The organism is Betaproteobacteria bacterium, from assembly GCA_016713305.1.
Classification (GTDB): Bacteria; Pseudomonadota; Gammaproteobacteria; order Burkholderiales.
Map to the genome: position 1 here is coordinate 881990 of JADJPK010000004.1, position 16950 is coordinate 898939.

Genomic DNA, 16950 nt, shown 5'->3' on the forward strand with positions numbered 1-16950 from the left:
CGCCGCCGTAGCCGAACGGCCGATGTTCGCGATGCTCAGTTCGCCGCGGTCTTCAGATTGCGGGTGGCTGCCAGATAGCGCTCGGCATTGCGCGGCTGCGAATCGAAGCGGTCGAACGAAGCGCCCATCACCTGGCCCATCCGGTCCAGGCGCTGCCCGGGGCTCGGATGGGTCTTGGTGAGCAGGGCCAGATACTTGTCGTCCGGCTTGATCTTGGCCAGCGTCTGCAGGGCGGCGGGCAGGCCCCAGGGGTCGTAACCCGCGCGGGCGGCCAGCGTGATGCCCACGCGATCGGCCTCGAACTCGTCGTCCTTGTCCAGTCCGCGCGAGTACAGCTCCTTGGTCGGGCCCACCAGCGCGTTGACCAGTTCCTCGCTGGGCTTGCCCGCGGCGGCCGCACCGGCGCCGGCACCCAGCAGGTTGATCCAGGCGCCCTTCTTGATGGCATTGAGGTGATGCTTGCGGATCACGTGACCTACCTCGTGTCCCAGCACGCCGGCCAGCTCCGCCTCGTTCTGCAGGAGGTTCATCATGCCCTTGGTCACGATGATGAAGCCGCCCGGTGCCGCGAAGGCATTGACGTGATCGCTGTCGTTGACACCGAACCGCCAGGGCAGTTGCGGACGTTCGGAACGGCTGGCCACCCAGGAGCCCACTTCGTTCACGTAGCGCTGGAGCTTGGGATCGTCCAGCAGCGGACGGGCTCCAAGCAGCGTCTCGGCGATGCCGCGGCCCATCTCGATCTCGCGAGGCTCGTCGATCTTGCCTAACGCCTGCTTGAGCGTGGAGGTGAGCCCATCCACGCCGCCGGAGTTCTTCACGAAAGCATCCATCTGCTGCTGCGAGCAGCCGGCAACCGCCCCCGCCACGGCCACACCCACGCCCAGATGCAGGAGAAACGCGCGCACTACTTTCATTTCTTGCCCCCTTCCGGCTGGCCTTCGGCGTCGAAGTATGGAACGTTCTGAGGCGTGAGGCTCCCGCTCGCCGCAAAGGCGGCGGAATTGATGCCCGCGGCGTAGCCCTCCATTTTCTTCGCCTCCTCGGGATTGGGCTGAGCCTGCTTCAGGTCTTCCTCGGAGAAGCCGCGAACGCCGGTCGTGACCGTCGCCGTCGAGGAGCCGCGCCGCCCTGCGCCGAACACGGACGCCACGGACGATTCGTTGCGGGCCGGGTCGGGATTGCCCAGGCGCACGCTCAGCAGACGCACCCAGCCCTGGGTCTTGTCCGCCTTGATCTGGATCCATCCTCCCTGGCGGGTGATCACCGTCACCGGCGCCTGCTGCGGCAGTTTGCCCACCGTTTCGGAATCGAGGAAGGGCTTGCCGCGCACGTCGAGGTCGCGCAGCGTGAAGCCTTTTTCCTCGGCCTGCGCGAATGCCGCCGCCGACGTCAGCAGGCAGGCGCCAAGCCATCGCCATCCATTCATGTCGTCTTCCTCTTCGGTTCGTACAGCCGCACGTCCTGGGCCCGGCCCTTCACCTTGAAGGCGCCCCGATCGATGAACTCGAAGGCATCGCCGCACATGCGGCGCGTGTCCTCCGAGACCAGGATGCGCGCGACTCCTTTCGTCAGCCCCTCGATCCGGCTGGCCAGATTGACCGTGTCGCCGATGGCCGTGTACTCCCGGCGGGCATCCGATCCGATCAGGCCGACCACTGCCGGTCCGGAATGAACGCCGATCCCCACGTCGAAGTTGAGCCCGACTTCACCCAGTTCCTCCCGGAAGGCCAGGAGTGTGTCGGCCATCTCCAGCGCGGCCGCCACGGCGTGCTTCGCGTGTTCGGGATCGTCCACGGGCGCGCCCCACACCGCCATGATGGCATCGCCGATGAACTTGTCCAGCGTGCCCTGGTGCCGGAAGAGCACCGCGACCTGCTTCGAGAAGTAGCGGTTGAGGATGTCCACGATCTGTTGCGGAGTGCGGGTCTCCGACAGCGTGGTGAAGCCGCGGATGTCCGAGAACAGCAGCGTCACTTCCCGGCTCTCGCCCTGGCGCGACAGGCCGCCCTTGGCGATGAGTTCCTGCACCACGTGCGGATTCACGAAGCGGCTGAATTCGCGCACCGCCGCTTCGCGGCTGCGGCGCTCGTCCAGGGCGTCGCGCAGCACGGTGGCGAGGAAGAAGATCCAGCCGTAGATCACGGGCGTCACGACCGGCGTCCACACGCGCGCGGAAAGCAGCAGGTAACTCGCCGCCAGCACCGCCAGCGTCGCCACCGCGAGCGCACCGCCCGTGACGAGCGTGTTCATCCTGGCGAGGAACGCGCCGGCCAGGAGCGCCACCAGCGCCACGGCGATCGCCGGCTCGGTCCAGCGCGGGGCGGCCTCGAGCCACGTGCGGTTCTTCACGCTGTCGATGGCGGACGCCAGGATCTCCACGCCGGGGTGGACGTTGCTGATGGGCGTGACCCGGATGTCATGCAGCCCCGTGGCCGTGGCGCCGATGATCACGATGCGGTCACGGAACTCGTCCGCAGGGCGAGTCTTGCGCTCGCGGTTCACGTCCTCGTACAGGTCCACGTACGACACGCGCGGGTGCGCGTCCACGCCGCCGCGCCAGCCGATGATCATGTCCTCGCCGGAAGGGACGTCCCAGCCCTGATCGACCGCCACGCGCACCGGCAGGGAGGGGATCTTCCAGCCGTAGGCATCCAGGTACACGCCGTAGCGGCGCCCCACGCCGTCGCGGTCCTGCAGGAAGTTGATGAGCCCCAGCCGCCAGTTCTCCGGCGCAAGGGCCAGCGGCCGCAGCACGTCGATGCGCGCGTCGCGCCGGGACACCGGGCTGCGTACCGCTCCCAGCGCTCGCTCCAGTTCGGCGATGGGCTGCCCGAGCGGATCGCCCGATGGGTCGTGCCGCGCGGTGGGGAAGTACACGTTCGCGAGCGGACGCACGAGTTCGTTGAAGACGCGGTCGTGATCCGGATTGAAGTAATCCGGCTCGGCGAACATGATGTCGAAGACGATCGCCCGCGGCTTCTGCGCCGCGATGCCCGCGGCCAGTTCTCCGTGCACGGAGCGGGGCCAGGGCCAGCGGCCGGCGTGTTCGATCATTCCGGCGAGAGAGCGCTCGTCGATGTCGACGAGCGCGATCTGCGGGTCCGCCGTCTGCGCGAGCGACCGATGCTTCACGAACGCGTCCATCACCCGCAATGACAGCGCGTCGGTGAGCCGCAGCCATTGCCAGTCTCCCCATGCGACGAGCAGCACGAGACCGGAGAAGGCGGCGAGGAACTTCTGGCGGGCGGAGAGCACGGCGGGGAGTCTATTTCACCCGCCGGAACCGGGCAATTGAACCGGCGAATGTCACGTCAGCGGAGGCAGTCGCGGCTTGAAAAGACGCGCAGAACCGGCGCCTGCCGCACACACCGTGCGCGCCGGCCGGAACTTCGCCCGAGCACCGGCTACAGTCCGAGCCGCGCCCACAGCGTCGAGACGGTGCCTGCCTGATTGAGGGTGTAGAAGTGCAGGCCCGGCGCGCCCTGCCGCAGCAGGTCGTCGCACAGCCGCGCGACGACATCGAGGCCGAAGGCGCGGATGGACGCGGAGTCGTCACCGTACCCTTCCAATCGCCGGCGGATCCACCGCGGGATCTCGGCGCCGCACGCATCGGAGAACCGCGCGAGCTGCGCGTAGCGTGTGATCGGCATGATGCCGGGAACGATCGGAACGTTCACGCCGGCCGCCTGGCACTGTTCCAGGAAGTTCCAGTACGCGTCGGCGTTGTAGAAATACTGCGTGATGGCCGTGTCCGCGCCGGCGTCCACCTTCGCCTTGAAGTTGCGCAGGTCGTCCTCGGCCGACTTCGCCTGGGGATGGACTTCCGGATACGCGGCCACCTCGATGTGGAACGCGTCGCCATAGGTCTGGCGCAGGAACGAGACGAGGTCGGCCGCGTAACGGAACTCGCCCACCTCCACCATGCCCGAGGGCAGATCGCCGCGCAGGGCCACGATAGGGCACGGACCACACCCAGGGTACGTTCCCGGGTCGATCCGCCTGCACCGTAGGTCACGGAAAAATACTGCGGGTGCAGCTGCACGAGCTGCGAGACGGTCACGTCGAGCTTCGCCATTCCTTCCGGCGTCTGCGGAGGAAACAGCTCGAACGACAGGCTGCGAGAACCGTACGGGGCCCGCGAGGTTTCGGACGAGACGGAAGAGGGAGCGATCATGCGGGGGAAGTCTCGCGAGGGAGATTGGACAAACCGGCGAGCCTTCCGGCAACGGGCTCGCGGGCACCGCTCGGCTGCAGACTGCTTCCCGCGCCGTGCCGACGGTTCACGAATGGGACCATCGGCAGGGGACGGGGAGCCGCATGCAGGCGCTGCGGCTCGTACAGCTGGGGCGAAAGCGCGATGTGCCGCGCACGCCGCGCTTCGCCCGGCCCCGCTCAGTAGCGGTAGTGCTCCGGCTTGTACGGGCCTTCCTTCGTCACGCCGATGTAGCGGGCCTGCGCATCGGTGAGTTCGGTGAGCTGGGCGTTCAGCTTCTTCAGCTGCAGCCGCGCCACTTTCTCGTCCAGGTGCTTGGGCAGCGTGTACACGCCGATCGGATACTTGTCCGTGTTCTGGAAGAGTTCGATCTGCGCGATGGTCTGGTTGGCGAACGACGACGACATCACGTAGCTCGGATGGCCGGTGCCGCAACCCAGGTTCACCAGGCGGCCCTTGGCAAGCATGATGATCCGCTTGCCGTCGGGGAAGATCACGTGATCGACCTGCGGCTTGATCTCTTCCCACTCATATTTCGACAGCGACGCGACGTCGATCTCGTTGTCGAAGTGGCCGATGTTGCAGACGATCGCCTGGTCCTTCATCTTCTTCATGTGATCGTGCGTGATCACGTGGAAGTTGCCGGTGGCCGTGACGAAGATGTCGGCCTTGTCCGCCGCGTAGTCCATGGTCACGACGCGGTAGCCTTCCATCGCCGCCTGCAGCGCGCAGATGGGATCCACCTCGGTCACCCACACTTGCGCCGACAGCGCCCGCAGCGCCTGGGCGGAGCCCTTGCCCACGTCGCCGTAACCAGCCACCAGGGCGATCTTGCCGGCGACCATCACGTCGGTCGCGCGCTTGATGCCGTCCACCAGCGACTCGCGGCAGCCGTAGAGGTTGTCGAACTTGGACTTCGTCACCGAATCGTTCACGTTGATGGCGGGGAACTTGAGGGTGCCGTCCTTGGCCATCTGGTAAAGGCGCTTCACGCCGGTGGTGGTTTCCTCGGTCACGCCCTTGACCCGGCCCAGGCGCACGGAATACCACTTGGGATCCGCCGCGAGCTTGGCCTTGATCGAGGCGAACAGGTATTCCTCTTCCTCGCTGCCCGGATGGTTGAGCAGCGACGCATCGGTCTCGGCACGCGTGCCCAGGTGCAGCAGCAGCGTGGCGTCGCCGCCGTCGTCGAGAATCATGTTCGAGTAGCCGCCGTCGGGCCATTCGAAGATGCGGTGGGTGTAGTCCCAGTACTCCTCCAGCGATTCGCCCTTCACCGCGAACACGGGCGTGCCTTTCACCGCGATGGCGGCGGCAGCGTGATCCTGGGTGGAGAAGATGTTGCACGAGGCCCAGCGCACTTCGGCACCCAGCGCCTGCAGCGTCTCGATCAGCACGGCCGTCTGGATGGTCATGTGCAGCGAGCCGGTGATGCGTGCGCCGCGCAGCGGCTGCTGGCTCGCGAACTCTTCGCGGATGGCCATGAGACCGGGCATCTCGGTTTCGGCGATGCGGATTTCCTTGCGGCCCCAATCGGCGAGGGACAGGTCGGCGACGACGTAGTCGGCCGCCGCGGGTTTGAGCTGGGTCACTGCGGACATGCGGTCACTCCTGGTCGAAGGACGCACACGCGGGAAGGCGGCGGTTTGCGCAGGCTCGTCTCCCGTGAGTGGTCACGGATCAACGAGCGCCGTTGCAAAGGCCTGTGAGGCCGCCCCGAGCCTGGCGGGATGAGTCCCGTTGCAACGCTCCTCGGGGCGAGAGGCCGGATTCTAAGTCCAAATTCTGCCGCGCCGGAAGTGTGCGGGCGCTGGCTGGCGGAACGACCCATGTTGTCGGCATGAAGGCGGGAATCTTTAGGGTGGCTGTGCAAGAGAAATGTTCCTGGTCGTCGGGAAGGCCGGCCTGGCGGGGGCCGCGAGGTCCGGACCGCCGGACACGGACGCCGTAGGGACGCACGCCACTGCCTCACGCGGCGTCCGGGGTCGGACCGGACTTCATGCGCAAACATTCTTTTTTGAAAGATTTCCGAGAAATCGGTTGCTGCGCCGCAGCAAGTCCGTTATCCTCGCCGTCTCCCTTGCGGATGGTCCTTTCGCGACTGTCCACACACCGAGGGATCCTTCATCGGCTCTGACTTCGACCCCCTCCATGGCGGGCGTGATTGGTTGGCGGCGATGCCGTCGCCCAAGGCGACCCACCTGCTCCGGCACGCGCCGGAGCCATAAGTGTTCGGAGCTGTCATGACCCAGATTCCCGGCGCCTCGGCCGAGGCTTCCTCTTCCGCTTTTGCTTCGCTCGGGCTGCACGATGCCCTGCTGAAATCCCTCGACCAGTCGGGCTACACCCAGCCCACCCCGGTGCAGGCCGCGACCATTCCCGGCGCCCTGTCCGGAGACGACCTGATGGTCTGTTCCGCCACCGGCAGCGGCAAGACCGCCGCCTTCGTGCTTCCCTCCCTGCAGCGGTTGTCGAACTCACCCCGCCGGGACGGCGCCGGCCGCGGTCCGCGTGTGCTGGTGCTCGCGCCGACGCGGGAACTGGTGATGCAGGTGGCCAAGGCCGCCGAGACCTACGGCCGGTACTTCAAGTGGCTGCGCGTGGCGACCGTCGTGGGCGGCGTGCCCTACGGCGCGCAGATCAAGGCGATCCGCGGCGCGCTGGATATCCTGGTCGCGACGCCGGGCCGCCTGATCGACCACCTGGAAAACGGCAAGCTCAATCTGTCGAACGTGGAAACACTGGTGCTGGACGAAGCCGACCGCATGCTGGACATGGGGTTCGTCGACGACATCCATCGCATCGCGTCGGCCACGCCGAGCGCCCGCCAGACGCTCCTGTTCTCCGCGACGCTGGGCGGCCGCATCGCCCCTCTCGCCGCCGAGCTGATGCGCGAACCGAAGCGCATCGAACTCGAATCGCACCGCGAACGTCACGCCAACATCGAACAACGCCTGCACTGGGCGGACAACCGCTCGCACAAGGAACGTCTGCTCGACCGGCTGCTGGGCGACCCCAGCATCGACCAGGCGATCGTGTTCACGTCGACCCAGCATGACGCCGAACGCGTCGCCGAGCAGCTCGCCGGAGACGGACACGCAGTCGCGTCGCTCCACGGCGGCATGCCTCAAGGCGTACGCAACCGGACACTCCAGGCCCTGCGCCGCAAGCACGTCCGCGTGCTCGTGGCCACGGACGTCGCCGCTCGCGGTATCGACGTCCCGACCATCAGCCACGTCATCAACTACGGTCTGCCCATCAACGCCGAGGACTATGTGCACCGCATCGGCCGCACGGGCCGCGCCGGCCGCGCCGGTCAGGCGATCACCCTGGCGCAGCACGAAGACGCGCCGAAGATCCGCCGCATCGAGCGGTTCACGACGCAGAAGTTGCCGGTGAGCACGCTCGAGGGACTGGAGCCGCGATTCCGTCCCGCTCCGAGCGGTCACGGCAAGCCCGGCGGCGGCAGGCCCTCGTCCGGCGGACGCCGGCCCGAAGGGCGCTTCGGCAACGGTGGCCGCGATGGCGTTCGCCGCTCCGAAAAGCCGACGGGCGCACCGCAGCGCGCCCGTCGAGCTTCCTGATTCGAGTCCCCGGCCTGCCCGCTCGCTGAGCGGACGGGCCGGAGCCTCGACCATTCACATCAGATTCCGGCGTCGGCCTTCAGCGCCAGCGCCTTGTCGGCGGCTTCCCACGTGAACTCCGGCTCTTCGCGTCCGAAGTGCCCGTACGCTGCGGTCTTCTGATAGATCGGCCGCAGCAGGTTCAGCATCTGGATGATGCCCTTGGGACGCAGGTCGAAGTGCTTGTTCACGAGTTCGGCAATCCGCTCGTCCGAGATCTTGCCCGTGCCGAACGTGGTCACCATCACACTGGTCGGCCGCGCCACACCGATCGCGTACGACACCTGCACCTGGCACTTGGAAGCCAGACCCGCTGCCACGATGTTCTTGGCCACGTATCGCGCTGCGTAGGCGGCCGAACGGTCCACCTTCGAAGGATCCTTGCCCGAGAACGCGCCGCCGCCGTGAGGCGCTGCGCCGCCGTAGGTATCCACGATGATCTTGCGGCCCGTCAGACCGCAGTCGCCGTGCGGGCCGCCGACCACGAACTTGCCGGTGGGGTTGACGAGGTAGCGGACCTCGCCCTTGATGAGTTCCTTGGGCAGCACCGGCTTGATGATCTGCTCGATGACCGCTTCTTCGATCTGCTTGTGCGTCATCTCCGGCGCATGCTGCGTGGAGAGCACCACGGTGTCGATCGACACGGGGCGATTGTCGACGTAACGCACGGTGACCTGGGATTTCGCATCCGGACGCAGCCACGGCAGGCGGCCGTCCTTGCGCAGTTCCGACTGACGCTGCATCAGGCGGTGGGACAGATGGATGGCCAGCGGCATGAGCTGCGGGGTTTCATCGCAGGCGTAACCGAACATGAGGCCCTGGTCGCCGGCGCCCTGATCGAGATCGATGCCCTGACCCTCGTTCACGCCCTGGGCGATGTCGGGAGACTGCTTGTCGTAGGCCACCAGCACCGCGCAACCGCGGTAGTCGATGCCGTAATCGGTGTTGTCGTAGCCGATGCGCTTGATGGTGTCGCGCGCGACCTGCTGATAGTCCACCGTCGCGTTGGTGGTGATTTCGCCGGCCATGACCACCAGGCCGGTGTTCACGAGCGTCTCGGCGGCGACTCGAGAGTACTTGTCCTGCGATAAGATCGCATCCAGTACGGCATCGGAGATCTGATCGGCGACCTTGTCCGGGTGTCCTTCCGAGACCGACTCGGAAGTGAAGAGAAACTCGCTCATCAACGCGAACCTTTAGGGTTGTTCATCAAAGGGGATCGCGCGAGAGTAGCAGAATCCCTGCCAGTCCCGAAACCAACCCCGACGATGCTTGAGTTCATCCTGCGGCTTGCCGCGAGACTGCCTTTGCGCTGGCTTCATGCGGCAGGCGCCGTCGCCGGCCGGGCCACTCGCCGCCTGTCGCCCCGCTTTGCGCAAAGGCTGTCCGAGAACCTGCGGCAGAGCGGTCTGGCGCCCCGCGATCAGGCCGGGAGCATGCGCATGGAACGTCGGGTTGCGGCGGAAATCGGCAAGGGCGTGTTCGAGCTGATCGCCATCTGGTTTCGCCCCGCCGCCGACGCGAGAAGGCTGATGGTCGAAAGCCGCAACTGGGACATCGTCGACGAGCAGCGTGCCAGGGGCCGCGGCATCCTCTTCGTGACCCCGCACATGGGCTGCTTCGAAGTCAGCGGCTTGTTCGCTGCCATGCAGATGCCATTCACCGTGCTGTACCGGCCTCCCAAGCTGAAGTGGCTCGCGCCGCTCATGGAAGCCGGCCGCACGGGGGCCGGCGGCCGGATCGCCCCGACGTCCCTGGCCGGTGTGCGCAGGTTGCTCAAGGCCCTGAAGGCGGGCGAAGCCGTCGGCGTGCTTCCCGACCACGTTCCCGGTTTCGGCGAAGGCGTCTGGGCGCCGTTCTTCGGCAGGCCCGCCTACACCATGACGCTCGTGGGCCGCCTCCAGAAGGCCACGGACTGCGCCGTCATCCTCGCCTACAGCCGCCGGCTTCCCCAAGGGCGCGGCTACGTGCTGGAAGTGGAACTGCTGGACGAGGATCTGTCCGGGCCGGACGGGCCCGAACGTCTCAATCATGCGGTCGAAGGGTTGATCCGCCACTGCCCCGAGCAGTACCTCTGGTCGTACAACCGCTACAAGGTGCCGAAAGGCGTGGCGCCACCCGGACAGGAGCCCCCCGTTTGAGTGACATCGCCGTACGTCTCGCGCTGGGGGTCCTGTGGCTTCTGCACTGGCTGCCGCTGCGGCTTCTCGCACCGCTGGGCCGCGGACTGGGACTGCTGCTCTTCGCGCTCTCGAAGGAACGCCGGTTCGTCGCCCGCAAGAACCTGGAACTGTGCTTTCCCGAGTGGACGCCCGAGCAGCGGGAGCGGGTGGTGCGCGACAACTTCCGGCGCTTCGGGCGGGCCGTGCTCGAATCGTCCATCGCCTGGTTCGGCTCCGCCGAACGTCTCCGGCAAGTCGTTCGCGTCGAGGACTGGCACCACGTGCCGGCCGACGGCCGCTTCATCCTGCTGGTGCCGCACTTCATCGCGCTGGACATGGAGGGCATCCGGCTCACCCTCGAGTACAAGGGGCTCGCCGTCTACGCGCACCAGAAGAACAAGTATTTCGATGATTTCCTGGTCCGCGTGCGTACCCGCTTCGGCGCCCGGATGGTGGCGCGGCAGGAAGGCGTCAAGGCGATCCTGCGGGGGTACAAGGAAGGCCGCTCCGTGCAGCTGTCGCCCGACATGGACCTCGGCCCGAAGGACTCCGTGTTCGTGCCCTTCTTCGGTGTCACTACCGCCACCGTCACGGCGTTGAGCCGCATCGCCAGACTCACTCGCGCGCCCGTGGTGCCGGCGGTCATCCGCCAGCTCGACGGCGGAGGCGGCTACGTGATCCGCGCCTATCCGGCATGGGACAATCACCCCACCGACGACGCCGAGGCCGACACGCGTCGCATGAACGCCTTCATCGAGGAACGGGTGCGCGAAATGCCGGATCAGTACCTGTGGCTGCACAAGCGCTTCAAGACCCGCCCCGAAGGCGAGGCGCGCTATTACTGAGGAACCGCCTTTCTTGACTGCTCCGTTCCGCAATCCCGACACCGATTCGATCTGCCGCGAGCTGCAGAGCATCGGCACCATCGCGATCGTCGGCCTGTCGCCCAACGAGAACCGCCCCAGCTTCCGCATCGCCCGGGCCATGCAGCGGCACGGCTACCGCATCATTCCCGTCCGCCCGCTCGTGGACAGCGTCCTCGGCGAGAAAGCCTATGCCAGCCTGCGTGATGTCGACGTGCCCTACGACCTCGTCGACGTGTTCCGCGCGGCCGATGCCCTGGACAGCATCGTCGACGACTGCATCGCCGTGGGGGCGAAGCGGCTCTGGATCCAGGACGGCATCGTGAACGAGCCCGCGGCGCGTCGGGCGGCGGAGCACGGCATCTGGACCGTGATGGACCGCTGTATTCTTCGTGACTTCAACGGACTGTGCGGCGGCGTTCGCCGCAGCGCCGCAGAAGCATGAACGAAGACATCCGCATCCGCCCGCTCCGGCGCGAAGACATCGCCGCGCTGCTCTCGCTCGCCCGCGACACCTGGTACGCGCACTATCCGTCGATCATCAGCACCGCGCAGATCGAGTACATGCTGGGCCAGCGCTACCGGCCCGAGCTGATCGAAGAAGACCTCGCGCATGCCGACCGCTGGTGGGATGTGATGGAACGCAACGGCCAACTGCTCGCCTTCGCACAGTACGAATGCGCCGGCGAAGCGGGCGAGATCAAGCTCGACAAGCTGTACGTGAAGCACGACGAGCGTGGCCAGGGGCACGGCTCCGTCATGCTCGCGCACGTGGAGAACGAGGCGCGCAGCAAGGGCGCGGGACGCCTGTATCTGCAGGTGAACAAGAACAACGCCTCCGCCATCGCCGCCTATCGCAAGAACGGCTTCGGCATCGATCGGGAACTGGTCGTGGACATCGGCGGAGGATTCGTGATGGACGACTACGTGATGGCGAAGGCGCTCGCGCCCCTGCCCGAATGACCGCCAGCACGCCACAGGACAGGACGACTTGAAGCTTTCCTTCACCAAGATGCAGGGCGCGGGCAACGACTTCGTCGTGATCGATGCGACCCGCACGCCGTTCGCGCTGTCGGCCGGGCAGATCCGCTTCATTGCCGACCGCCGTTTCGGCGTGGGCTGCGACCAGATGCTGGTGGTCGAATCGCCGCGCGTGGCGGGGACCGATTTTCACTACCGCATCTTCAACGCCGACGGCGGCGAGGTGCAGCAGTGCGGCAATGGCGCGCGGTGCTTCGTACGATTCGTCCACGACCACCGCCTGACCACCAAGCCCGAGATCCGAGTCGGCACAGCCTCCGGAGTGATCGTGCCGCGCCTGGAGCCGGACGGCGATGTCACCGTGAACATGGGGCCGCCGGAATTCGAGCCGGCGCGCGTGCCGTTCACCGCTCCGGCCCGGGCCGAGAACTACGTACTGCAAGTGGCAGACCGATCCGTGACCGTCAGCGTGCTGTCCATGGGCAACCCCCACGCCGTGCAGATCGTGGACGATGTCGACACCGCCCCGGTGGAGCGCGATGGCCCCCTGATCGAACGGCACGAACGTTTTCCGGAGCGCGTGAACGCAGGCTTCATGCAGATCGTGGCCCCGCACGAGATCCGCCTGCGCGTCTACGAGCGCGGCGCCGGCGAAACGCTGGCGTGCGGCACCGGCGCCTGTGCGGCAGCCGTGGCGGGCATCCGGTCCGGCCGGCTGCAAAGCCCCGTGACCGTTCGTACGCGCGGCGGCACGCTGGTCATCCGCTGGGAAGGCGAGGGGCAGCCGGTGATGATGACCGGCCCGGCCGTGCGCGTATTCGAAGGCGAGATCGATCTGCCGGACCCCACAACCGATTGACACGAGAACCACAGGAGCGCCCATGCGACTCACGTCCGACGATGTTGCCCAGTACCTGAAGGACCACCCCGAGTTCTTCGACGAATACGCCGAGATGCTGGCGGAGATCTTCGTGCCGCATCCCCACGGAGGCCGGGCGATTCCCATCGCCGAGCGGCAGATCGTCACCCTGCGCGACAAGTCCCGTCTGCTGGAGGACAAGCTGCGCGAGCTGGTCCGCTTCGGGCAGGAGAACGACGCCATCATCGAGAAGCTGCACCGGCTCACGCTGGCGATGGTCGCAGCGCGGGACATCGATGCCTTTCTCGCTGCGCTCTACTTCAACCTGCGCGAAGACTTCGCCGTGCCCCAGGTGGCATTGCGCCTGTGGGCCGAGGGCGGTTGGGACCGCCCCGAGTTCGGGACCGCCAGCACAGAAGTGCGCGTGTTTGCGGAGAGCCTCGCCAACCCGTACTTCAGCGCCACGCCCATGTTCGAAACGCGCGACTGGTTCGGCGAATCCGGCGCCGAGCTGGCCTCGTTCGGCTACGTGGCCCTGAAGGCCGGCGACACCTTCGGCGTGCTCGCCCTCGCCTCGGGCGATCCGCAGCGATTCCGTCCCGACATGGGCTCACTCTACGTGCAGCGTCTGGGCGAAGTCGCCAGCGCCGTGCTGTCGCGGTTCCTCAAGGTGCCGGGCTGATGTCCGGCACGCCGGCCGACTCCCTTCCGCCCGTGCGGCTGCTCGAGCGCTACCTCGAGCACATCGCGGCGGAAAAGCGGCTGGCAGCCCTCACGGTCGAGAACTACGCCCGCGACGTCCGCGATCTTCTCGCGCTGGCCGGCACCGCGCATCCGTCGACCCTGACCGTTCACGATCTTCGCCGCTTCGTCGCGCGGCTCCACGCCAAGGGGCTCGGTGGCAGAAGCCTGGCCCGCAAGCTCTCTGCGTGGCGATCGTTCTTCGACTATCTCGCGCGTGACCACGGGCTGCCGGTGAACCCGGCCGTGGGACTGAAAGCACCGCGCTCTCCGCGCAAGCTGCCCAACACCCTGACGCCCGACCAGGCCGCACAGCTGCTGGATCGAAAGGAAGACGACGTTCTCCTCATCCGGGACTGCGCGCTGTTCGAGCTGGTGTACTCGTCGGGCTTGCGGTTGTCCGAGGCCGTGGGCGTGTCGTTGAGCGACCTCGACCTGCGCGCACGCACCGTCACCGTCCTGGGCAAGGGCTCCAAGACCCGCGTGGTCCCGGTCGGCAGCGTGGCGGCCGAAGCGCTCGAACGCTGGTTGCCCGAGCGCGACAAGATCGCCGCCCCGGACGAAACCGCCGTGTTCGTGTCGCAGACGGGCAAGCGCATCTCGCCGCGGTCCGTGCAATTGCGCTTGAGGGCACGGGCGCTCGCCAGCGGACTGGACCGCGGCGTGCACCCCCACATGCTGCGCCACTCGTTCGCGTCCCACCTGCTGCAGTCGAGCGGAGATCTGCGGGCGGTGCAGGAACTGCTGGGGCACGCGAGCATCTCCACCACGCAGGTGTACACGCACCTGGACTTCCAGCACCTGGCCAAGGTCTACGACGCCGCGCACCCCCGCGCCCGAAGGAAGTGACCGACCCCTTTCTCGCGCTGCTGGGGGAACGCATTCGCGCCCTGCGCGCGCAACAGGGCCACACGCGCAAGAGTCTCGCCGCGGTATCGGGATTGTCCGAGCGGCATCTGGCCAATCTGGAACTCGGCACGGGCAACGCGTCCATCCTGGTGCTGCAGCAGGTCGCCAAGGCGCTGCGGTGTCCGCTGGGCGAATTGCTCGAACCGGGGGCGCACAACTCGCCCCAGTCGGCGGCCATCCGCAACCTGCTCGCCAATCGTTCCGAATCCGAACTGCGCGCCGCGCGCGCCGCACTCGAGGCGCTCTTTGCCGGCAACGGCAGTCCCGAGCGATCGCATGTCTCGCATCGCCCTCATCGGTCTGCGCGGCGCAGGCAAGTCCACCCTGGGCCGGCGCCTGGCCGATTCTCTGCAATTGCCCTTCGTGGAACTGAGCCGGAAGATCGAATCCATCGCCGGCCTGGCCATCGATCAGATCCACGCGCTTTCGGGCGCCGCGGCCTACCGGCGTTACGAACGCCGTGCCCTGGAAGTCACGCTGCAGGAGTTCCCCCGCGCCGTCATTGCGACGCCCGGGGGCATCGTGTCGGACGACGAGACCTTTCATCTGCTGCTGTCGCGCTGCTACACCATCTGGCTGCGCGCGCGACCGGAAGAACACATGAACCGGGTGATCGCGCAGGGCGACCTGCGGCCCATGGCCGGCAACGACGAAGCGATGAACGACCTGCGCAGGATTCTCGAAGGCCGCACTCCGTTCTATGCCCAGGCCGACGCCACCTTCGACACCTGCGGCCAGTCGGTGGACGCAGCCGCGAAGGCCCTGCTGCACGGAGTGAAAGCCGCCCGAGACGGCGCGTTGCCTACCTCCTGAACCGAATCGCTGGGCGGCATGCCACCGTTCAGCACGGCCGCAGACCGGAGCCGACATCACAGCCGATCGAGCGGACTCGCAACTCCACGGCCGCCACGATTGAGCACATGCGTATAGATCATCGTCGTACGCACGTCCGAATGGCCCAGGAGCTCCTGCACCGTGCGGATGTCGTAGCCGGATTCCAGGAGGTGAGTGGCGAACGAGTGGCGCAACGTGTGCGGCGTGGCGGGCTTGGCGATGCCAGAGGCGCCCAAGGCGTGCCGCAACGCGCGCTGAACGAGCTGGACATCGAAGTGATGACGGCGGCGAACACCGGACCGAGGGTCCACGGAGATGTGGTCGGCGGCGAACACGTACTGCCAAGCCCACTCCCTTCGGTGCGGACGGATACTTCCGCTCGAGCGCATGGGGCAGGTAGACGCTGCCGAAGCCATCCCGCAGATCCCTGAGGTGCTGCAGCCGGCTGAATTCCAATTGTTCGCCGAGAGGTTGCTTCAACGAGGCGGGAAGCATTGTCACCCGGTCCTTTGCGCCCTTGCCGTCTCGAACCAGAATCTCGCCGCGCGCGAGATCGACATCCTTCACTCGCATGCGGACGCCCTCGGTCACCCGCAATCCGGAACCGTAGAGCAGGCGGGCAATCAATCCCGCGACGCCCGACATCGTGGAAAGCAGGACCGCCACTTCGTCACGAGTGAGCACCACGGGCAGCCGCTGCGAAGCCTTGGCCGATGTCACGCCGTCGAGCCACGGAAGTTCAGTGCCAAGAACTTCCTTGTAGAGAAAGAGCAAGGCGCTCCTGGCCTGATTCTGTGTGGACGATGCCACATTGCCAGCAACGGCAAGATGCGTTAGAAAGGCCTCGACTTCGGGTGCCCCCATTTCTCGTGGATGCCGCAACCCGTGGAAGCGTACGAAGCGCCGGACCCAGTCCACGTAGGACTTTTCCGTGCGAATGCTGTAGTGCTTGACGCGGATGCGGTCGCGAACGACATCAAGCAGACGGGGTTGCGGCAGCGCAGCATCGCCTGGCGAGCGTAAAGGGTCCATTGAAAGACATCCGAACCGAGTACTGTTATTGAATACAGTATACGCCGCATTTTATGCGTCTCGTCGACGTGTTGTTTCGCGTCACAGAGGAGGCTCAGAATGTTATGCGTCAAACTGCGGTCGACTTTTAGTTGGGCGTCAGTGTAAGAAGACCTATCGAAATGCTAACAACAGAGGAGTTATCACATGTATTCAACCCTGAAAACTGTCGTCGCAGTTCTTATCCTGAGTGTGGCTACCACCGCGCACGCTTGGTGGCAGGTGAATGCCACTTGGCAAATTGGCGGCGCCGCGCCGACCTACAGCGCGACCGGCTCTACCAAAGAGACAGCGCTAGCCAACGCTCGCGCAATCTGCCGACAATCACAGCCGCTTGACGAGTACAAATACTACTGTCTGAATGCACCAACGCGAGAATCCTACTCGGAGCTGCCGGGTGGCTCGTACGTCAAAAGCTGCGCAAAGTGCCGAGTAGAAGGAAACAAACTAGTGTGCGATTCCTGCAAGCCAAAGATTGAGCGTCGCGAGTTGGATCTAGCTCAATGTCAAGGCGACGCCATTAACCACATCGAGAACTGTCATGGTGATCTAAATTGCACGGTTTGCCTGTCTGGCTCCGGTCCAACTACCACGACAACTTCCAAGAAGACGACGAAAGGTGTCTGTGATAAAGAAGGTAAGAACTGCAAACAGCAGCAATGACGCCCAACATGGCGCTCAACCTCGCTCC

The 16950-nt window shown here is 66.2% G+C and carries 15 protein-coding genes, 3 pseudogenes and 1 riboswitch; of the genes and pseudogenes, 10 read left to right on the top strand and 8 right to left on the bottom strand.

Translation table 11 applies throughout. The annotated features are described in order from the left end of the window. Positions 1-35 precede the first annotated feature (35 nt). The 5 genes and pseudogenes from IPK20_04805 to IPK20_04825 form a co-directional block, all read right to left on the bottom strand. Entirely contained in the window at positions 36-917 is an 882-nt protein-coding gene (locus IPK20_04805) for a M48 family metalloprotease (GenBank protein MBK8016092.1), read from the bottom strand. After that, a complete protein-coding gene (locus IPK20_04810; protein ID MBK8016093.1) occupies positions 914-1429 on the bottom strand; it encodes an SH3 domain-containing protein in 516 nt (171 codons plus the stop codon). Before IPK20_04810 ends, IPK20_04805 begins: the two co-directional genes overlap by 4 nt. After that, entirely contained in the window at positions 1426-3258 is a 1833-nt protein-coding gene (locus IPK20_04815) for an adenylate/guanylate cyclase domain-containing protein (GenBank protein MBK8016094.1), read from the bottom strand. Before IPK20_04815 ends, IPK20_04810 begins: the two co-directional genes overlap by 4 nt. Before the next feature lie 149 nt (positions 3259-3407). Then, positions 3408-4177: pseudogene (locus IPK20_04820) on the bottom strand (methylenetetrahydrofolate reductase). Between the two features lie 218 nt (positions 4178-4395). After that, a complete protein-coding gene (locus IPK20_04825) occupies positions 4396-5817 on the bottom strand; it encodes an adenosylhomocysteinase (GenBank protein MBK8016095.1) in 1422 nt (473 codons plus the stop codon). A gap of 77 nt (positions 5818-5894) precedes the next feature. Beyond that, a riboswitch (S-adenosyl-L-homocysteine riboswitch) is annotated at positions 5895-5976 on the bottom strand. 483 nt (positions 5977-6459) lie between these two features. On the opposite strand from IPK20_04825, the gene IPK20_04830 reads away from it, so the two are divergent. Next, positions 6460-7800 (top strand): DEAD/DEAH box helicase, encoded by a 1341-nt coding sequence (locus IPK20_04830; GenBank protein ID MBK8016096.1) that lies wholly within the window; start codon positions 6460-6462, stop codon positions 7798-7800. A 59-nt stretch (positions 7801-7859) separates the two neighbouring features. Here IPK20_04830 and IPK20_04835 read toward each other — a convergent pair whose 3' ends face one another. Beyond that, positions 7860-9023 carry a methionine adenosyltransferase gene (locus IPK20_04835; GenBank protein MBK8016097.1) on the bottom strand — a complete coding sequence of 388 codons (1164 nt, stop codon included), beginning with the start codon at positions 9021-9023 and terminating at the stop codon, positions 7860-7862. 84 nt (positions 9024-9107) lie between these two features. Between IPK20_04835 and IPK20_04840 the strand changes: the two genes are divergently transcribed. The 8 genes and pseudogenes from IPK20_04840 to IPK20_04875 all read left to right on the top strand — a co-directional run bounded on the left by IPK20_04840 (position 9108) and on the right by IPK20_04875 (position 15167). Next, positions 9108-9980, top strand: coding sequence for a lysophospholipid acyltransferase family protein (locus IPK20_04840; GenBank protein ID MBK8016098.1), 873 nt, complete (start codon positions 9108-9110; stop codon positions 9978-9980). Between the two features lie 5 nt (positions 9981-9985). Then, positions 9986-10846, top strand: coding sequence for a lysophospholipid acyltransferase family protein (locus IPK20_04845; protein ID MBK8016099.1), 861 nt, complete (start codon positions 9986-9988; stop codon positions 10844-10846). Positions 10847-10859: 13 nt separating this feature from the next. Beyond that, complete coding sequence (locus IPK20_04850; GenBank protein MBK8016100.1) at positions 10860-11309, top strand: CoA-binding protein; 450 nt, start codon at positions 10860-10862, stop codon at positions 11307-11309. After that, positions 11306-11827: a GNAT family N-acetyltransferase gene (locus IPK20_04855; protein ID MBK8016101.1), complete on the top strand. Its 522-nt coding sequence runs from the start codon at positions 11306-11308 to the stop codon at positions 11825-11827. Before IPK20_04850 ends, IPK20_04855 begins: the two co-directional genes overlap by 4 nt. Before the next feature lie 28 nt (positions 11828-11855). Beyond that, the gene (gene dapF, locus IPK20_04860; GenBank protein MBK8016102.1) at positions 11856-12704 is read left to right on the top strand and encodes a diaminopimelate epimerase; all 849 of its coding nucleotides are present in this window, start codon (positions 11856-11858) and stop codon (positions 12702-12704) included. 22 nt (positions 12705-12726) lie between these two features. Further along, on the top strand, positions 12727-13386 hold the full coding sequence (locus IPK20_04865; GenBank protein MBK8016103.1) for a DUF484 family protein: 660 nt from the start codon (positions 12727-12729) through the stop codon (positions 13384-13386). Continuing rightward, the gene (gene xerC / locus IPK20_04870) at positions 13386-14294 is read left to right on the top strand and encodes a tyrosine recombinase XerC (protein ID MBK8016104.1); all 909 of its coding nucleotides are present in this window, start codon (positions 13386-13388) and stop codon (positions 14292-14294) included. Before IPK20_04865 ends, xerC begins: the two co-directional genes overlap by 1 nt. Continuing rightward, positions 14291-15167: pseudogene (locus IPK20_04875) on the top strand (helix-turn-helix transcriptional regulator). The gene xerC and the pseudogene IPK20_04875 overlap by 4 nt, the downstream one beginning before the upstream one ends. A 56-nt stretch (positions 15168-15223) precedes the next feature. Here IPK20_04875 and IPK20_04880 read toward each other — a convergent pair. Both IPK20_04880 and IPK20_04885 read right to left on the bottom strand, forming a co-directional pair. Next, positions 15224-15604 (bottom strand): tyrosine-type recombinase/integrase, encoded by a 381-nt coding sequence (locus IPK20_04880; protein MBK8016105.1) that lies wholly within the window; start codon positions 15602-15604, stop codon positions 15224-15226. Then, positions 15543-16220: pseudogene (locus tag IPK20_04885) on the bottom strand (integron integrase). Before IPK20_04885 ends, IPK20_04880 begins: the two are co-directional and overlap by 62 nt. A gap of 186 nt (positions 16221-16406) precedes the next feature. Between IPK20_04885 and IPK20_04890 the strand changes: the two are divergent. Then, entirely contained in the window at positions 16407-16922 is a 516-nt protein-coding gene (locus tag IPK20_04890; protein ID MBK8016106.1) for a hypothetical protein, read from the top strand. The last annotated feature ends 28 nt before the right edge of the window (positions 16923-16950 follow it).

Coding starts and splice junctions, on each gene's coding strand:
- IPK20_04880 (MBK8016105.1), bottom strand. CDS start 15,604: ATGGCTTCGGCAGCGTCTACCTGCCCCATGCGCTCGAGCGGAAGTATC.
- IPK20_04810 (MBK8016093.1), bottom strand. CDS start 1,429: ATGAATGGATGGCGATGGCTTGGCGCCTGCCTGCTGACGTCGGCGGCG.
- IPK20_04825 (MBK8016095.1), bottom strand. CDS start 5,817: ATGTCCGCAGTGACCCAGCTCAAACCCGCGGCGGCCGACTACGTCGTC.
- IPK20_04855 (MBK8016101.1), top strand. CDS start 11,306: ATGAACGAAGACATCCGCATCCGCCCGCTCCGGCGCGAAGACATCGCC.
- xerC (MBK8016104.1), top strand. CDS start 13,386: ATGTCCGGCACGCCGGCCGACTCCCTTCCGCCCGTGCGGCTGCTCGAG.
- IPK20_04805 (MBK8016092.1), bottom strand. CDS start 917: ATGAAAGTAGTGCGCGCGTTTCTCCTGCATCTGGGCGTGGGTGTGGCC.
- IPK20_04890 (MBK8016106.1), top strand. CDS start 16,407: ATGTATTCAACCCTGAAAACTGTCGTCGCAGTTCTTATCCTGAGTGTG.
- IPK20_04835 (MBK8016097.1), bottom strand. CDS start 9,023: ATGAGCGAGTTTCTCTTCACTTCCGAGTCGGTCTCGGAAGGACACCCG.
- IPK20_04865 (MBK8016103.1), top strand. CDS start 12,727: ATGCGACTCACGTCCGACGATGTTGCCCAGTACCTGAAGGACCACCCC.
- IPK20_04830 (MBK8016096.1), top strand. CDS start 6,460: ATGACCCAGATTCCCGGCGCCTCGGCCGAGGCTTCCTCTTCCGCTTTT.
- IPK20_04840 (MBK8016098.1), top strand. CDS start 9,108: ATGCTTGAGTTCATCCTGCGGCTTGCCGCGAGACTGCCTTTGCGCTGG.